The 16,170-nt window shown below is 46.5% G+C and carries 13 protein-coding genes, 1 other RNA gene and 1 riboswitch; of the genes, 1 reads left to right on the top strand and 13 read right to left on the bottom strand.

What is annotated here, in order from left to right; all coding sequences use genetic code 11:
• Window positions 1-6: 6 nt before the first annotated feature.
• From AR337_RS11260 to nagE, 10 genes are all read right to left on the bottom strand, one after another.
• The gene (locus tag AR337_RS11260; protein WP_059172092.1) at window positions 7-786 is read right to left on the bottom strand and encodes an ABC transporter permease; all 780 of its coding nucleotides are present in this window, start codon (window positions 784-786) and stop codon (window positions 7-9) included.
• Window positions 779-1,615 (bottom strand): ABC transporter permease, encoded by an 837-nt coding sequence (locus AR337_RS11255; RefSeq protein WP_059172091.1) that lies wholly within the window; start codon window positions 1,613-1,615, stop codon window positions 779-781. The genes AR337_RS11260 and AR337_RS11255 overlap by 8 nt, the downstream gene beginning before the upstream one ends.
• Before the next feature lie 181 nt (window positions 1,616-1,796).
• Window positions 1,797-1,897, bottom strand: a riboswitch (purine riboswitch).
• Between the two features lie 986 nt (window positions 1,898-2,883).
• Window positions 2,884-3,220, bottom strand: a transfer-messenger RNA (tmRNA) gene (ssrA, locus tag AR337_RS11245).
• A 161-nt stretch (window positions 3,221-3,381) separates the two neighbouring features.
• Window positions 3,382-3,849: an SsrA-binding protein SmpB gene (smpB, locus tag AR337_RS11240; RefSeq protein WP_059172089.1), complete on the bottom strand. Its 468-nt coding sequence runs from the start codon at window positions 3,847-3,849 to the stop codon at window positions 3,382-3,384.
• Between the two features lie 150 nt (window positions 3,850-3,999).
• Window positions 4,000-6,366: a ribonuclease R gene (rnr, locus tag AR337_RS11235; RefSeq protein WP_059172088.1), complete on the bottom strand. Its 2,367-nt coding sequence runs from the start codon at window positions 6,364-6,366 to the stop codon at window positions 4,000-4,002.
• A gap of 30 nt (window positions 6,367-6,396) precedes the next feature.
• Window positions 6,397-7,143 (bottom strand): carboxylesterase, encoded by a 747-nt coding sequence (locus AR337_RS11230; protein WP_059172087.1) that lies wholly within the window; start codon window positions 7,141-7,143, stop codon window positions 6,397-6,399.
• 119 nt (window positions 7,144-7,262) lie between these two features.
• On the bottom strand, window positions 7,263-7,730 hold the full coding sequence (locus AR337_RS11225) for an NUDIX hydrolase (protein WP_082686936.1): 468 nt from the start codon (window positions 7,728-7,730) through the stop codon (window positions 7,263-7,265).
• Between the two features lie 153 nt (window positions 7,731-7,883).
• Window positions 7,884-8,117: a preprotein translocase subunit SecG gene (gene secG / locus AR337_RS11220; RefSeq protein WP_059172086.1), complete on the bottom strand. Its 234-nt coding sequence runs from the start codon at window positions 8,115-8,117 to the stop codon at window positions 7,884-7,886.
• Between the two features lie 139 nt (window positions 8,118-8,256).
• On the bottom strand, window positions 8,257-9,174 hold the full coding sequence (locus AR337_RS11215; RefSeq protein WP_059172085.1) for a hypothetical protein: 918 nt from the start codon (window positions 9,172-9,174) through the stop codon (window positions 8,257-8,259).
• A gap of 328 nt (window positions 9,175-9,502) precedes the next feature.
• Complete coding sequence (gene nagE, locus AR337_RS11210) at window positions 9,503-10,879, bottom strand: N-acetylglucosamine-specific PTS transporter subunit IIBC (RefSeq protein WP_059172084.1); 1,377 nt, start codon at window positions 10,877-10,879, stop codon at window positions 9,503-9,505.
• 239 nt (window positions 10,880-11,118) lie between these two features.
• Here nagE and AR337_RS11205 point away from each other — a divergent pair, with 239 nt between their 5' ends.
• Window positions 11,119-12,309, top strand: a complete 1,191-nt coding sequence (locus tag AR337_RS11205; RefSeq protein ID WP_059172083.1) for a DUF5011 domain-containing protein — start codon at window positions 11,119-11,121, stop codon at window positions 12,307-12,309.
• A 114-nt stretch (window positions 12,310-12,423) separates the two neighbouring features.
• Here AR337_RS11205 and eno read toward each other — a convergent pair whose 3' ends face one another.
• The 3 genes from eno to tpiA all read right to left on the bottom strand — a co-directional run bounded on the left by eno (window position 12,424) and on the right by tpiA (window position 16,090).
• Window positions 12,424-13,719 carry a phosphopyruvate hydratase gene (gene eno / locus AR337_RS11200; protein ID WP_059172082.1) on the bottom strand — a complete coding sequence of 432 codons (1,296 nt, stop codon included), beginning with the start codon at window positions 13,717-13,719 and terminating at the stop codon, window positions 12,424-12,426.
• Between the two features lie 80 nt (window positions 13,720-13,799).
• On the bottom strand, window positions 13,800-15,335 hold the full coding sequence (gene gpmI / locus AR337_RS11195; protein WP_059172081.1) for a 2,3-bisphosphoglycerate-independent phosphoglycerate mutase: 1,536 nt from the start codon (window positions 15,333-15,335) through the stop codon (window positions 13,800-13,802).
• Window positions 15,332-16,090, bottom strand: a complete 759-nt coding sequence (gene tpiA, locus AR337_RS11190; protein WP_059172080.1) for a triose-phosphate isomerase — start codon at window positions 16,088-16,090, stop codon at window positions 15,332-15,334. The genes gpmI and tpiA overlap by 4 nt, the downstream gene beginning before the upstream one ends.
• Window positions 16,091-16,170 lie beyond the last annotated feature (80 nt).

Below are 16,170 nucleotides of genomic sequence, written 5' to 3'. Positions count from 1 at the left end.
CTGTTCCTATGAAATACTTGCTAACCCTAATGTCTTTTCAATAATGAACATCAGAACGACCGTGCCCAGCATTAAAATTACCGATAATGCTGATACAGATGGATCATAGTTATATTCAATGTAATTCATTAGGCTTGTTGGCAGCATGGTCACTCCGGGGCCTGATAAAAACTGTGATACCGGAATATTGTTAAAAGAATTAATGAATGCCAGCATAAAGGAAGCAAAAATACCTGAGGTAATATTCGGCAAAACCACTTTGCTAAATGTTTGTAATTTAGTGCAGCCCAATGTCCATGATACTTCTTCAATCGAGGTATCTAATTGTTCGATGGTCGAGCCTACTACTCGAATGATGTAGGGCAAACAAATCAAAAAGTGGCCCAGCAGCAAGCCTTGAATAACCGGAAATTGGAAACGTATTACAATAAATTGATACAATGAATATCCAACGACCAAACCCGGTACAATTGTCGGTGAAAGAAAGAAGCTTTTAATCCAACTACGCCCAAATACGTTGTGGCGCGCCAACGAATAAGCAGCCGGTACCCCGACTAATAGTGCCAAAACCGTTCCAAAAAAAGCGATTTGTAAACTAAGAAAGAAGCTGTCCATAAAGGATTCATTGCTAAACACCTTGCTGTACCAGTCAAAAGTAAAGCCTTCAATCGGGAATTGAATCGTTGAATTCGCTCCAAAAGAGGTTATGACAATAATGAGTAAGGGAACAAATAGAAACGCAAATACCAAACCCGCAAAGATTTTTAAGCCAATCTGTTTACGCACTTACCTCACCTCTCTTATCCATGCGTTTGGCCACCACGTTAAATAACTTCATTACGATTAGAGTGACCACAATCATAATCAAGGCAATGACACTTGCACCTTGCCAGTTGCCTAATGCAGTTGCACTCTGATACAAGAAGGTAGCTAGCATGATATTTCGGTTTCCACCCAATAATTGTGGGGTTGTATAGGCTGTCATCGTTCCTGTGAATACCAAAATACTGCCAACAATAATCCCTGGTACACTTAATGGCAATATGACCTTAATAAAAGCGATAAAGCGATTGGCACCTAATGTTTCTGCCGCTTCCATAATTTCAGTCTCAATATTTTCTAAAATCCCTACTAAGGTAATGACCATTAAAGGTAAGAACAGATACACGGACCCAATCACTATCGAAAATTCCGTATACAGTAAAGTAAGTGGTTCGGAAATCAAGCCTGCGTCCATTAAAATATTATTCGCTACACCATCTTTTCCTAAAATGGTAATCCATGCAAAACTTCGTACAACTGAATTTGTCAGTAACGGAAATAATGTTAAAGACATCAACAGGCCACGCCACTTCTTCGGACTTTGGGAAATATAGTAGGCTGTCGGAACTCCCATAGCTACGCAAATCAACGTCACAACCAGTGAAATTTTAATCGTCCGCCATAAAATACCTAAATTGTAATCATCCATGAAGAATGAAGTATAATTCGCGAGGGTAAATCCCCCATCAAAGAATGTCGGAAAAATGATGGATATCAGAGGCAATACCAAGAACAGAATTAAAAGAATTAAACCTGGAGCCAAGATGATATAAGGGAATCTTCTGTGTGTCATATCTGGCCTCACTTTCTATTTTTTAAAAAGGTATTTTTAAATGCTAAAGAACGGTATATCGCTTTTTTAAAAAATTCATCAAAAAAAGCCCAAGAAATATTGTACACACAGATGAGTGAACAATATTTCTTGGGCTCCCAAATCAAAATTGGTCTCTTAACTATTAAATAAGAGATTTGAACACAAGAATATCGCCACTCATAGTCGAAACCTTTACGGGGCTCGGTAGAAACTTGCAGGCCATATCCCTGCGATTATATGAGTGAAAACTATATAATTATTAGTAAATGGATTATAACAGATAATATTCGACAAAAAAAGGTATTTTACTATAATTCATGAATTCTGACTATTAGGAATAGAGGAAATATGGAAAGGAAATTCTTAAGAAACATAGATGGGTTACCTATAAAAAAGAAATGAGAAACGGCTATTGCCGCTTCTCATATAAAAGATTAAATTGCTTAAGCCGATTTAGGTAAATAAGTATTTTTTCGTGTTCTTCACCAGGTTTTAACGGATGTGTTGATTTGCGCTACGGGCACACGCTTTCCGCGGGGCGTCAAAGCCGCTGCTTGGAATTTACTCCATGAATAAGCTTCTCGAAAAACATCAAGGGCTTTGCGACGAGCTGAAGATAGCATCTTCGAATATTCTTTGGCGCAGGAGCAGTTTGGAGCCTCCTCGGCGCTCGCGCCTCCACATTGCCGCTGCATCCCTGAATAATCCCACGCACGAAGGAAACGCGTAGCGTTTTCGAGGAGTCGGTGCCCTCCACTCCAATCAACATATAAGTTAGGCATTTTTAATCATAAACCAACACTTATGGTGAAGAACCATTTATTCATACTTTTCCTAAAATTACCGGAAATTTTCCACTGAATTTTAAAGAACTACATTTTATGGAGTAACCTACGTTTCCTCCCTCTTTTGTTCCTGAAAAAGTTATTATAAAAAAGAAAAAACCACCAATTATGTATTGGTGGAGACGGTGGGACGTGCTATTCCATTCTTTCGATAATGGCACTGACTATATCTTGAACCTTCAGTGAAGGCCCTCTGGCGTATTATGCATAATTTAGTTTTGCCCGGTTCCCGGACAGATTATGCATCCTAGTACTGCCGCTTGGGCAGCCTATAAGTCGATACACGGCTGTTGGATTGCTCCACATACCGCTCGGCATTGCCTTATCGCACATGTGCGACTTAGGTTTCACCGATAAAGCCAGATTTTCACTTGCATATTACTATGCAAGGCGACTATTTGCTAATCGAACCCACGTCCAAAGATATCGGCACTTAGGCTTCTACGAGTGTAGTCGACATATTCGCGATTCGCTGAGCCATCTGCCTGTCGACAGGCGTTTGGTCAGCTAGCCTGGTTGTTCTCTTCCTTCATCCTCAGACGGTGGAATCCGGCGTAGCCTACTAAGAGTGAGTCCGCTACCCTACCACATAGGCAATGGAGGGGCGAACAGCTATGCAGTTATTAAGCTGCGAAAGCTAGGTTGTTGTTAGTTTTGCCAGTTATAGGCGTTGACGTTTTAACGAGGCCGATCCCCTCGACTCGCAACCTAAGCTCGAACTACCCCTGTCGAATCCGTAGCGTCCCCATTGTAGTATGAGCGGCAATTGTTATATTGCCGGACGTCGGAAAGCTCAGAGTATGAGCTTAGATTATGTGCCGCAGTGACCCTGCGACAGTTCTTATTATATCACAAACAGCCAGATTTTCAATAGGAAGGACTTGGTTTCCCAGCCTTCCCTTACATTTTCTGGCGTTCACGGAAGGCGCGCTCGATATCACGCTTTGCTTCCTTCTGCTTCAGGTCCTCGCGCTTGTCGTACTTCTTCTTCCCTTTCGCAAGGCCGATAAGCACTTTGGCGTATCCGTTTTTCAGGTACATTTTCAAAGGTACAAGCGCAAATCCCGCTTCCTTCGTTTCGCCGAGCAGTTTCATGATTTCCCGTTTATGCAAAAGAAGCTTCCTAGTCCTGAGCGGATCATGGTTGTAGCGGTTCCCTTGTTCATACGGGGAAATATGGACACTGTAAAGGAACATCTCGCCATTGTGGATTCTAGCATACGAATCCTTCAATTGGACCTTGCCGGCACGGATCGATTTAATCTCGGTCCCTTGCAGCACGATTCCGGCTTCATATGTCTCTTCTATAAAATAGTCATGGTACGCTTTTTTATTTTGCGCGACTGTTTTCCCAAAACCTTTAGGCATGCTGACTCCCCCTAACATTCCTTAATTGTAGCAAAATTTCTCGTTTCCCACAATGAATGGGCCGAGATTGAAAGAGAGCCTCCGCGAGGCCCTCCATTTTGCTGCGGCAATTCACCGGCCGGTTTTCGGAACGAATACCGCCAGCCACATCTACCGTTTATTTTTCCGCTTTACGCTCTTGTTCTTAGGGACGTTTTCGTAAAATTTCCGTTTCTTTTTCTTCTTGGCCTTATCGCCATCCCCCGTAGCACCAGGCTCCGTGCGGCCAATGCTTTTGGATGTGGAACCGCGTCCACCTTCCTTGCCTTTGGTTGGCTTCTTTGCCGTACTGTTCGTCCTGAAAATGCGGCCTTCCCCGCTCCGTTCGCGCCTTGTTCCTTTCATGCCGACGATTTCAAAATCAATCGACCTCTCGTCTTTGTTTACATTAATGACGCGGACAGTAATCTCGTCACCGATACGGAACACGTTTCCGGTACGTTCGCCAATCATTGCGAAATGGCGCTCGTCATAGCGGTAATAGTCGTCCGTCATATAGCTGACATGGACGAGGCCTTCAATCGTATTCGGAAGTTCAACAAACATTCCGAAGTTTGTAACCGAGGAAATAATGCCATCGTATTCCTCACCAATTTTGTCGGCCATGAATTCCGCTTTTTTCAGTTCGTCCGTCTCCCGCTCGGCGTCAACTGCGCGGCGCTCCATTTTGGACGAGTGCTCGGCAATCTCCGGGAGCCTTGCATCCCATTTTTCGCGGGTTGCTTGATCCAGTTTTCCATTTATCAAGTATGTCCTGATCAGCCTGTGAACGATCAAGTCCGGATAACGGCGGATCGGGGAGGTGAAATGTGTATAGAATTCGGTTGAGAGCCCGAAGTGGCCAAGGCTGTCAGGGTAATACTTCGCCTGCTGCATGGAACGGAGCATCACAGTTGAAACGACCATTTCTTCCGGCTTGCCCTGAACTTCTTCGATAATTTCCTGAAGGGCGCGCGGATGCACCTGATTGGCCGTCCCCCGAACGAGGTAGCCAAAGTTTGTAATGAATTCAAAAAACCTGCGCAGCTTTTCCTCTTTCGGGTCCTCGTGAATCCGGTAGATGAACGGAACTTCCATCCAGTGAAAATGTTCAGCGACCGTCTCGTTGGCGGCAAGCATGAACTCTTCAATGAGCTTCTCGGCAACGGAGCGCTCGCGGATTACGACGTCAATTGGCTTTCCGTCCTCTTCCACCAAGACCTTTGATTCTTTAAAATCAAAATCGATTGCGCCGCGGTCCATTCTTTTTTTACGTAATACGGAAGCCAACTCTTCCATTAGCTCGAACATTGGGACAAGCGTTTCATAGCGGCTGCGTGTTTCCTCATCTTTATCAACGAGTATTTTGTTTACATTGCTGTATGTCATCCGTTCAGTTGTCTTGATGACACTTTGGAAAATCTCGTGATTAACTACATGCCCGCTCGAATCAAGTTCCATCTCACACGAAAGTGTCAGGCGGTTTACTCTTGGATTCAAGGAACAGATTCCATTCGATAACCTGTGCGGAATCATTGGGATGACCCGGTCAACGAGATACACGCTGGTCGCGCGTTCTTCCGCTTCCCTATCAATTGGCGAACCTTCCGTCACATAATAGCTGACGTCGGCAATATGGACGCCGAGCTTATAGTTGCCGTTGTCGAGCTTTGTTACGGTAACAGCATCGTCAAGGTCCTTTGCATCCTCACCATCGATTGTGACGATAACCTGATCTCTCAGGTCGCGGCGCCCTTCCATGTCCCGTTCGTCAATTTCATCCGGTACTGAGTTCGCCTGCTCTAGAACCTCTTCCGGAAATGCGAGCGGCAGGCCATGCTTGTAGATGACCGACAGGATATCGACGCCCGGGTCATTTTTATGGCCGAGAATTTGAATAACCTCGCCCTCCGCACTCGTCCTTCCTTCCGGATAGCTGACAATTTTCACAACAACCTTATGGCCTTCAACGGCTCCTCCGTTTGCGGCCTTTGGAATAAAAATATCACCAGCGAACTTTTTCTCATCAGGAATGACGAAGCCGAAGCTCTTGCTTTCTACATATGTCCCGACCATCTGGGTGATGCCGCGCTCAAGAATGCGGACAATCGTCCCTTCCCGACGCTCTCCCGATGTTTCCGATGATACACGGACCAGCACAATATCTCCGTGCATGGCATTGTTTGTCTCATTCGGAGGTATGAAAATATCATCCATTCCCGGCTCTTCCGGCATAACGAATGCGAAGCCCTTCGCGTGTCCGGCAACCTTTCCGCGAATCAGATTCATTTTTTGCGGCAGGCCGTAGCGGTTCGAACGGGTCCTGACGACCAGCCCTTTTTCTTCCATCTGAACGAGCGCCTTGACAAATCCCTTGAAATCCGCCGAATCCTCAATCCCGAATGCTTCCTCAAGCTCCTGGATAGTTAGCGGCTTGTAGGCTTCATCCCTCATATATTGCAAAAGCTTGTCTATATGTGCTTGAATGTTTTCTTCCAAGCAAATCCCTCCCTTACAGGGTGTTTCTTATTATTCTTTCCAATCTAGGCTCTCTAGAAACGCATAAACATCCTCATGGAGCTGTTCTTTCTCTTTATCGAGGGTGATGACGTGCCCAGATTCCTCGTACCACTTGATTTTCTTGTCAATCGACTCTGCTTCACTATAGATAATATTTGCACTGTTTGGGTTTATCATCCCGTCATGGCGCGCCTGGACGACGAACAACGGAGCATAGATGAGGTCGACATGGCTCCGGACATCAGCAATCAGTTCCTGGAGCTCTTTTAGCGTTGTCATCGGGGTTTTCTTGAACTCTTCCATTTCCTCGTTTATCGCTTCAAGGGTTTTCCCTTCATGCTCCTTGTATTCGCGGGCATAGTGAAGAACCCCTTCATACATGGTTTCCTCGCTTCGGAAGTCCATCGGGGCACACATTGGAATAATACCCTTTACAGGAACCGTGTAACCCAGCTTGAGCGAGAACACTCCACCAAGCGACAGGCCTGCGACCGCAATCTCGTCAAATCCCTTTTCTTTTAAAAATTGATAGCCCTGCATAACGTCCTCCCACCAATCATCGGGACCCGTTTTCAGCAGTTCCTCAGGTGGTACGCCATGGCCTTTATAGTGAGGAGCGTGGCTCGTATAGCCTTTTTTCTCAAGGAAGCGGCCCAGCATGCGGACATCCGCTGAGTTCCCGGTAAATCCGTGCAGGAGAAGCACCGCACGCGGTCCGGCTTCGAATGTAAACGGCTTAGGTGGTTGAACTTTCATCTTTGTTAACTCCTTCTTTGCTTATCTTCCTTTAGTTTTAGCAAAGGCCGGCCGCACATTCCAGAAATAAGGCTTAACACTTCCAAGATTTGTTTTCTGAAAATCTAGATAAGGGAGAATCACAAAAGAAATGGGGCGAATATTTTTGCGTTTAGCAATTGTTTTCCCTTTAAGGTAAATAATTGCCGTTTTTCAAGGAAACTAAGCAAAAAATCCCTGTCTTCAGGGAAAGAAAGGTCCAATATTGCTATTTCCTCTTTGGATTTCCATGCTATATCATATATCAAGTTATCCGGATCCTGGATTTTCCGGCTTCCACCTACAATTTTCACGATATAGTAATGGACTTCCACCTTAAAACCTTCGTATGTACCTGTTTTCACCCTCACCTCGTCAAAGACCTCTATAATAAAACCGGTCTCTTCCATAAACTCGCGCCTGCAGCATTCTCGGAAGCTTTCTCCCTCTTCAAGGCCGCCGGATGGCACCGACCATTTCTTTACTTCTTCAGGCTTTCCCTGCAAAACCATCAAAACTCTGCCTTCATCGTTTACACAAATTCCTGCGGCCCCCGCCCATTTCAGCATGCCATCGCTCCTTTTTCACAAACCTCTTCACCAATTCGTGAAAAATAGCCAATTCTCCTTTTTCACAGGATGGCAGTTATAAAAAATTACCCTGACTGAACTCTTTGCAAAAAATAAAGCCCGGCACGAGGCCGGGCTCAATTTCTTCGTTGATTAAAGTTTGAAATACGTTACGGCAACGGTTAAGATGAAGAACAGCACAGACAGTACCACCGTGATCCGGTGAAGGATCAAGTCGATGCCGCGTGCTTTCTGCTTACCAAAAAGCTGCTCCGCCCCGCCGGAAATTGCGCCGGAAAGACCCGCGCTACGGCCAGATTGTAATAATACAACGACGATAAGTCCGATTGATACGATTACCAATAATGTTACGAGCAATGGATGCATGAAGGCCACCTCCTGTTAGACGTTCATTCACAGTACTTCTAATTTAACATATAATCCCGTTTTTCACAATAGCGGGATTGGTGGTTTTAACCTGACTTGCTTGACATGTTAAAACCGGCCTTCTATTTTCCCTAAAAACCTACCTCATTACCGATGCCGCCATTCGGACATACGTATGCCGCTTGCCTCGGATGACTATGGAATAGGCCATGATGTTTTCCGGCAGGGCGATTCCATTGGCTCCCGCATCACCAATATGGTAAAGGTCGGCGCCGGCCATCTTGCTATTCAGGGCAATTTGCCGAATTGTCGCTTCATCCGATCCTTCCTGGCTTGTCCCGGTCGTGAGGATGGCAAGTGCGCCCTTCTCATGAACGATGTCTACTAGCCTGGCTGTTTTTGCTATCGTAAAGCCGGGAACGGTTCCCGGTGATGGAATGAGGATAATATCCGCGCCGGCTTCGATAAACCCGTGAAGGACATCTTCCCCCATCAGGCTGCTGCCTGTTTCACCGGCCACCCCGGCCCCATGCATTTTCCCAGCGATGATCAAGCCTTCCGGGCCAAAAACATCACGCGCCACCGCAATCGCCTTCGTTATCTCCGCATTTGAGACACCTGTCTTCGGGTTACCCGTCAGGCATACAAAGTCAAAGCCCAGCTCCCTCGCACGCCGGAGAGATCTCTCGGTTGCAATCCGGCCTTCCGGGAGCTCGGTGAGTGCTTCAAGCTTTTCAGCAGACAGATCAACCGGTTCAAGATTCAAACCAATCGGCCTGCCAACAAGCTGTTTTAGCTTATGTACAATCTCCTCTGGCTCTGTTGCCGACATCCCCTGTATTTCCGGCTTGAAAACATCAAAGAAGTTAAGCAAAATTAGGTCGGCACCAAACGCTGCCACCATTTCAGCGTTCGTAACAGCAGGGTAAAGCGGGGTAAACGACCCGATGACCTCAGCTAAAATGGTCCTGCCTTCCGAGGCGAGAATGGACTTTTTAATTTCCTGCCCGTTCATCTTCGCAAAATCGGACGCGGTACAGTCAAGTATACGTTTCAACGCAGCTACCTCCTTAGGGAAATGGTAATGTTTAAGGCTTTTTTGTGTGTAAATAAAATGCGGCAGAGATGAAGACACTTTCAAGCAAACAACCCAATCAAAACTGTCTTCATAAACTCGATGAAGACACTTTCAAGTAATAATCCCCATTAAAACTGTCTTCATAAACCCGATGAAGACACTTTCATACAAAAATCCCCATCAAAACTGTCTTCATAATCCTCTAAAAACCCAAATCCTTCCTTAAAACACCAACGAGGTTAATTTTACCAAAGAGAACGAAAAAAATACCTGGCGGCACGGGGGCCGCCAAGCGTATCAAAGTTATTTATAGCTTTTTGATTTCATTTGCGAGAAACTCGACGTCTGTGCCGACAACTACCTGGATATCCTGTTTGCTGAGCTTGATGACCCCTTTGGAACCGAGCTGCTTGAGGCGGTTTTCATTCACGTTGTCAGCGTCCTTTACTCGTAGGCGAAGGCGGGTGACGCAGTTATCGATGCTGAGGAGGTTATCCTTTCCGCCTAGGGCATCAACATACTGGACGGCAGCTGAATGGTAGTCGCCCTTAATCGCGGAATCTTCGTCAAACTCACCTTCGACATCATCTTCACGGCCCGGAGTCTTAAGGTCGAGCTTCTTGATAAGGAAATAGAATACGACGAAGTAAATGGCTGCATACACAAGGCCGACCAGCGCGAGCAGGAACGGCTTTGTGGCGATCCCGTAATTCAGGAAGTAGTCAATGGCGCCTGCCGAGAATCCGAAACCGTGCCTGATGCCCATGAAATAGGTAACTGCCAGTGCAATTCCTGTCAAAAGAGCATGGACGACATAAAGGACCGGAGACAGGAACATGAACAGGAATTCGATTGGTTCAGTAATACCTGTCAGGAACGAGGTAAACGCAAGCCCGATCATAACCCCGGCAACTGCTTTGCGCCTTTCTTTTTTGGCCGCGGCAACCATCGCTGCGGCTGCGGCTGGGAGGCCGAACATCATGACTGGGAAGAAGCCAGTCATAAAGATTCCGGCATCCGGATCTTTTGCGAAGAAACGGGTCAAGTCACCCTTTACAACCTCGCCGGCAGCATTCGTAAATTCACCGAATTCAAACCAGACGAGTGTGTTGAGGACATGGTGCAGGCCGAGCGGGATGAGCAAACGGTTCAGGAAGCCGAATACCCCGACTCCCAGCGCCCCGGCTCCAACAATCCAGTTTCCAATAGAGTTGATTACATGCTGGACTGGCGGCCATACGTATCCAAACACCGCGGCCAGGATTAGCATTGTCAAAGCAGTGATAATCGGGACAAAGCGCCGCCCGCCAAAGAAGCCAAGCCAATCCGGAAGTTTAATATCATGATATTTATTGTACAATAGCCCGGCAATAACCCCGGCGAGGATTCCTCCGAGAACCGCCATGTTGATTTCTTCGTTGATGGCTTTTGTGCCCTCCGTTAAAATGAAATAGCCAATCGCTCCGGCAAGTCCGGCGGCTCCGTTGCCATCCTTGGCTATCCCGACAGCGACCCCGATTGCAAACAGAAGTGCCAGGTTTGCAAAAATTGCGTTACCAGCAGAAGAAATAAATTCAATATCCAATAAGTCCGGCTGCCCCAAGCGAAGCAACAGGGCGGCTGCTGGCAATACGGCAATCGGGAGCATGAGCGCCCTTCCTATCCGTACCAAAAAACCTAACATCTTTACACACCTCTTCCTTTTCGTTTTTTTTAAAGCGCTTACACAAAAGGCGGTGAGCCCGTACCTTTATATTAGCACTATATTTGTATAGGTAAAATAATATGTGTCGAAAAATTGCGACTTTTTACGCTAGGTTTTATATATTTTACACCAGAATACTAAAATTCAAATATATACCATATAGAGTTAATATTGTAAGATTATAAAGATGGCATCTTTTAATAGGGGGTATTGTGCAAGTGAGAGAGAACAAGCTTGTATTGGGATTGATGTTCTTTGTCTCCATTTTTTTATTTTTCTCATCATCAAGCCATGCGGCAGGCGCTGGCAGCCACGACAAGCAAAAGCCAGTTCTGGCAGGAATCACCCATGAAAATATTTTCATCGGCCAGGCGTTCGACCCGTTAGCGGGCATTTCGGCCAAAGATAATGTTGATGGAAACATCACTAGAAAAATCGTGGTTTCAGGGAAGGTAAATACGAAAAAAGCCGGTAAATATGTCCTGACCTATACTGTATATGATAAGGCAAAAAATAAAGCAATGGCGGTACGGACCATAACCGTCATAAAAGATACGGATGAACCAGCCATTTCAGGGCTTACAAATAAGTCCCTTTACATTGGAAAGGCATTTGATCCCTTATCCAATGTTACAGCAATGGATAATGTCGATGGCGACCTTACTTCTAAAATAATAGTGTCCGGATTGTTGAACAACAATAAATCCGGCAAGTATGTATTGACTTACTCTGTAAGCGATAAAGCCGGCAACAATACTTCAAGAAAACGGATAATCACGGTCATTGATAATGTAAAGCCTGTTATCTCAGGAACGGAAAATATTGAGATTCTTTATAAGGAATCCTTCAATCCGCTTAAAGGCGTCACGGCCCATGATGCAAATGATGGAGATTTAACGTTTTTTATTAATGTGTCAGGCAATGTAAATATACACAAAGTTGGCTCATATACGCTCCAGTATAGTGTGAAGGACAAAGCTGGTAATTCGGCCGAACATAAACGGGTTATTACGGTAAAAAATGGCCCTCATCCAACTGGCGGCTTTCTTGACTTTTTTAAGGAATACATTTCCCCTGATAACGGCATGACTGTTACTGTCGAAGGTATGATAGTTACAAGTAAAGGCGAATTTAATACTTATACCGTACTCTACACTCAGAAAAATAATACAAATTCTGCTATTCCAGAAGGATTTCCGAAGATTTACTATTCTAATGATACCTATGAAATTGTTACTCTAGGCATAAATAAGACACTCAATCCTGGTGAATCAGTATCAAGGGGGGTTGTATTTAAAAGGATGATTACATCGGTTTCACCACTTCTCTTTGAATATGCAAAGGACTCTCCTGGCGTTAAACCACTCGCTGGTTCACTAAAGTGGAGATTTGAAAAGAGTATGAATTAGTTAAAAAATCCTCCAAATGTGATGCTGCACATTTGGAGGATTTTTATGTTTATTCCAAATGAGGCAGAGGATACGTCCCCTGCTTCATACGTCCCCTGCTTCACTGTTTCACTCTTACTTCTTTAGGTTGTAGAAGCTCTTGAGGCCTAGGTATTGGGCTGTTTCGCCGAGCTGATCCTCGATGCGAAGGAGCTGGTTGTATTTTGCGACGCGGTCGGTACGGGATGGCGCGCCTGTTTTGATTTGGCCGGCGTTGGTTGCGACAGCAATGTCAGCAATAGTGGAGTCTTCTGTTTCACCGGAGCGGTGGGAGATGACTGCCGTATAGCCTGCTCGCTTCGCCATTTCGATTGCGTCAAAGGTTTCAGTCAACGTACCGATTTGGTTTACTTTGATCAGGATGGAGTTTCCGACACCCTGCTCGATTCCCTGCGCCAATTTTTTCGTATTGGTAACAAACAGGTCGTCACCGACAAGCTGGACTTTTCCGCCAAGGCGCTCGGTCAAAAGCTTGTGGCCTTCCCAGTCATTTTCATCAAGTCCATCCTCGATAGAGATGATTGGGTATTTGGAAGACATTTCTTCATACCAGTCAACCATTTCGGCGGATGTTTTCACGACGCCTTCTCCTGTTAGATGGTATTTGCCGTCTTCTTTGTTATAGAACTCAGAAGCTGCAGCATCCATTGCCAGCATGATTTCTTCGCCTGGCTTATAGCCAGCCTTTTCAATCGCGGCAACGATTGTTTGAAGTGCTTCTTCGTTGGAGCCAAGGTTTGGCGCAAATCCGCCTTCGTCACCAACTGCTGTATTTAAGCCTTTCTCTTTCAAAACTGATTTCAGATTGTGGAAGATTTCCGCACCCATGCGAAGGGCCTCCCTGAAATTAGGGGCGCCGACAGGCATAACCATAAATTCCTGAATATCAACGTTGTTATCCGCATGCTCGCCGCCATTAACAATATTCATCATTGGAACAGGAAGCTGCTTGGAGTTAAAGCCGCCAAGATACTGATACAGTGGGATATCAAGGGCGTCGGCCGCTGCATGGGCAACTGCCATTGAAACGCCAAGAATCGCATTGGCGCCAAGCTTTCCTTTGTTTTCCGTACCGTCAAGGTCGATAAGCGCCTGGTCAACGCCAACCTGGTCAAGGACGCTGTACTCGCCAATCAGTTCAGGGGCGATGATGTCATTTACGTTTTCAACAGCTTTCAGGACACCTTTGCCGAGATAACGGCTTTTATCGCCGTCACGGAGCTCAACTGCTTCGTGTTCACCAGTGGAAGCGCCGCTTGGAACGAGCGCGCGGCCAAATGCCCCGGATTCAGTGAAAACTTCTACCTCGATTGTTGGGTTGCCGCGGGAATCGAGTACTTCGCGCGCGTATACATCAGTAATAAATGGCATGCAGTTTCTCTCCTTCTAATTGGTATTGTTGGTGTTTAAGTGGCACGAAGGCCAAATGCATTTCTTGATAAAACTTGGCTTTATCTTTTCAACAGCGTCTTGCCTGTCATTTCCTTCGGCTGTTCGACACCGAGCAGGTCAAGGATGGTTGGGGCAAGGTCGCCGAGGATGCCGTCTTCCCTTAATTCTACCCCAGTCTTTGTCACAATGACAGGAACAGGGTTGGTTGTGTGGGCGGTCATCGGGTTGCCCTTAATCGTGACAACCTCATCAGCGTTGCCGTGGTCAGCTGTAATGATGGCCGTCGCGCCTTTTTGTACCAGCAGGTCAACGATTTTGCCCAAGCATTCATCGACCGTTTCAACAGCCTTAATGGTTGGTTCAAGCATTCCGGAATGGCCGACCATATCCGGATTTGCAAAGTTGAGCAGAATGCAGTCGAATTTGTCCGCTTCAATTTCTTTTAAAAGTGCGTCTGTTACTTCATAAGCGCTCATTTCCGGTTTAAGGTCATAGGTCGCGACCTTTGGAGAGTTGATCAAGATCCGCTCCTCCCCGGGGAATTTCGCCTCACGCCCACCGCTCATAAAGAAAGTTACGTGCGGATACTTCTCTGTCTCGGCAATCCTAAGCTGCTTCAAGCCGTTTTGCGCGAGCACTTCGCCAAGCGTATTGTCAAGGTTGCTCGGCTTAAAAGCCACATACCCGTCAACCGTTTCGCTGAAGTGGGTCAGGCAGACAAAATGCAAATGGTTTGGATGTCCGGGTCCGCGATCGAAATCCCGGAAATCCTCATTTGTAAATGTGTTCGAAATTTGGATGGCGCGGTCAGGGCGGAAATTATAGAAAATGACCGCGTCATTGTCCTTGATCGTTCCTACTGGCTGACCATCTTCATCAGTCAAAACAGAAGGCAGGACAAACTCGTCAAAAATCCCGTGCTGGTACGAGTCTTCAATAACCTGCATCGGTTCGTGATAGGAAGGGCCGTCACCATATACCATTGCCCGGTACGACTTTTCAACGCGATCCCACCGCTTATCGCGGTCCATTGAATAATACCGTCCAGATATGGTTGCGAATTGGCCGACACCAATCTCCTTAATTTTATCAAGGGCTTCCTGGATGTATGTCCCGGCCGACTGAGGGCTGACGTCTCGGCCGTCAAGGAAGGCATGGATATACACCTTCTCCACGCCTTTATCAGCCGCGAGTTTTAATAGTGAAAACATGTGATTGATATGGCTATGGACGCCGCCGTCGGAAAGGAGCCCGAACAAATGAAGCGCAGTACCATGTTTTTTCACATGCTCCATCGCTCCTATGAATGTTTCATTCTCTTGGAATTCACCTTCACGGATGGCGATATTCACCCTGGTCAGGCTCTGGTACACAATCCGGCCTGCTCCGATATTCAGGTGGCCGACTTCGGAATTGCCCATCTGCCCATCTGGGAGACCTACCGCTTCCCCGCATGCCCGCAGCTGTGCATGGGGAAATTCGTTCCAGTAGCGTTCAAAATTCGGTTTTTTGGCCTGAGCCACCGCATTTCCATATCGTTCACCCCGAAGGCCGAAGCCATCTAGGATGATTAGAGCTACAGGGGCTTTCTTCATTTTTTACCAGCCTCCAAAAGCTGAACGAACGATTGGGGCTCAAGGCTCGCACCACCGACAAGCGCGCCATCGATATCCGGCTGGGCCATGTATTCACCAATGTTTTCCGGCTTTACGCTGCCGCCGTACTGAATTCGGACCGCTTCAGCCGCATCCTGCGAAAACTGGTCTGCGACAACCTTGCGGATATGGGCGCACACTTCGTTCGCATCTTCTGCTGTTGATGATTTTCCTGTGCCAATTGCCCAGATTGGTTCATATGCAATGACTGTTTGCTTTACTTGTTCTTCTGTCAGGCCTTCAAGCGCCTTTCGGATTTGTCCGCCGACAAACTCATTCGTCTCCCCGTTCTCGCGCTGCTCAAGTGTTTCCCCGCAGCAAACGATTGGAACAAGGCCATGCTGGAATGCAGCCAAGGTTTTCTTGTTTACCGCCTCATCCGTTTCGCTGAACATTTCCCTACGCTCAGAATGCCCCAGGATTACATAGGTAACACCCAGGTCAGCTAGAGCCGCGGGGCTGATTTCTCCTGTAAAAGCTCCTTTGTCCTCAAAGTGCATGTTCTGCGCACCAATTTTAACAGGGTAGCCATCCGTTTCAGCAACCAACGCCTGCAAAAACAGCGCCGGGGCGCAAATGGCGGATTCAATTTCACCGCTGTCGGGTACGAGTCCTTTTACTTCTTCGACAAAGCCCTTCGCTTCAGATAACGTCTTGTGCATTTTCCAGTTTCCCGCAATAATCGGTTTCCGCATTCTGGCACGTCCTTTCTTTGCTCACGGGCATTCGCCCGCCTTGAAATCTATTGGCTTAATGGAGCTATGGTTGACTTCCG

Origin of the sequence: Bacillus sp. FJAT-27445 (assembly GCF_001510665.1) — a bacterium.
GTDB lineage: Bacteria > Bacillota > Bacilli > Bacillales > Cytobacillaceae > Bacillus_D.
The sequence above is the reverse complement of the archived record's forward strand: the minus strand, read 5'-3'. Positions and strand labels throughout refer to the sequence as shown.

Bases quoted from the DNA above. Each gene is read 5' to 3' on its own strand.
- AR337_RS11255 (WP_059172091.1), bottom strand. From the start codon at position 1,615: ATGACACACAGAAGATTCCCTTATATCATCTTGGCTCCAGGTTTAATT.
- smpB (WP_059172089.1), bottom strand. From the start codon at position 3,849: ATGCCTAAAGGTTTTGGGAAAACAGTCGCGCAAAATAAAAAAGCGTAC.
- AR337_RS11230 (WP_059172087.1), bottom strand. From the start codon at position 7,143: ATGAAAGTTCAACCACCTAAGCCGTTTACATTCGAAGCCGGACCGCGT.
- AR337_RS11225 (WP_082686936.1), bottom strand. From the start codon at position 7,730: ATGCTGAAATGGGCGGGGGCCGCAGGAATTTGTGTAAACGATGAAGGC.
- secG (WP_059172086.1), bottom strand. From the start codon at position 8,117: ATGCATCCATTGCTCGTAACATTATTGGTAATCGTATCAATCGGACTT.
- nagE (WP_059172084.1), bottom strand. From the start codon at position 10,879: ATGTTAGGTTTTTTGGTACGGATAGGAAGGGCGCTCATGCTCCCGATT.
- eno (WP_059172082.1), bottom strand. From the start codon at position 13,719: ATGCCATTTATTACTGATGTATACGCGCGCGAAGTACTCGATTCCCGC.
- gpmI (WP_059172081.1), bottom strand. From the start codon at position 15,335: ATGAAGAAAGCCCCTGTAGCTCTAATCATCCTAGATGGCTTCGGCCTT.
- tpiA (WP_059172080.1), bottom strand. From the start codon at position 16,090: ATGCGGAAACCGATTATTGCGGGAAACTGGAAAATGCACAAGACGTTA.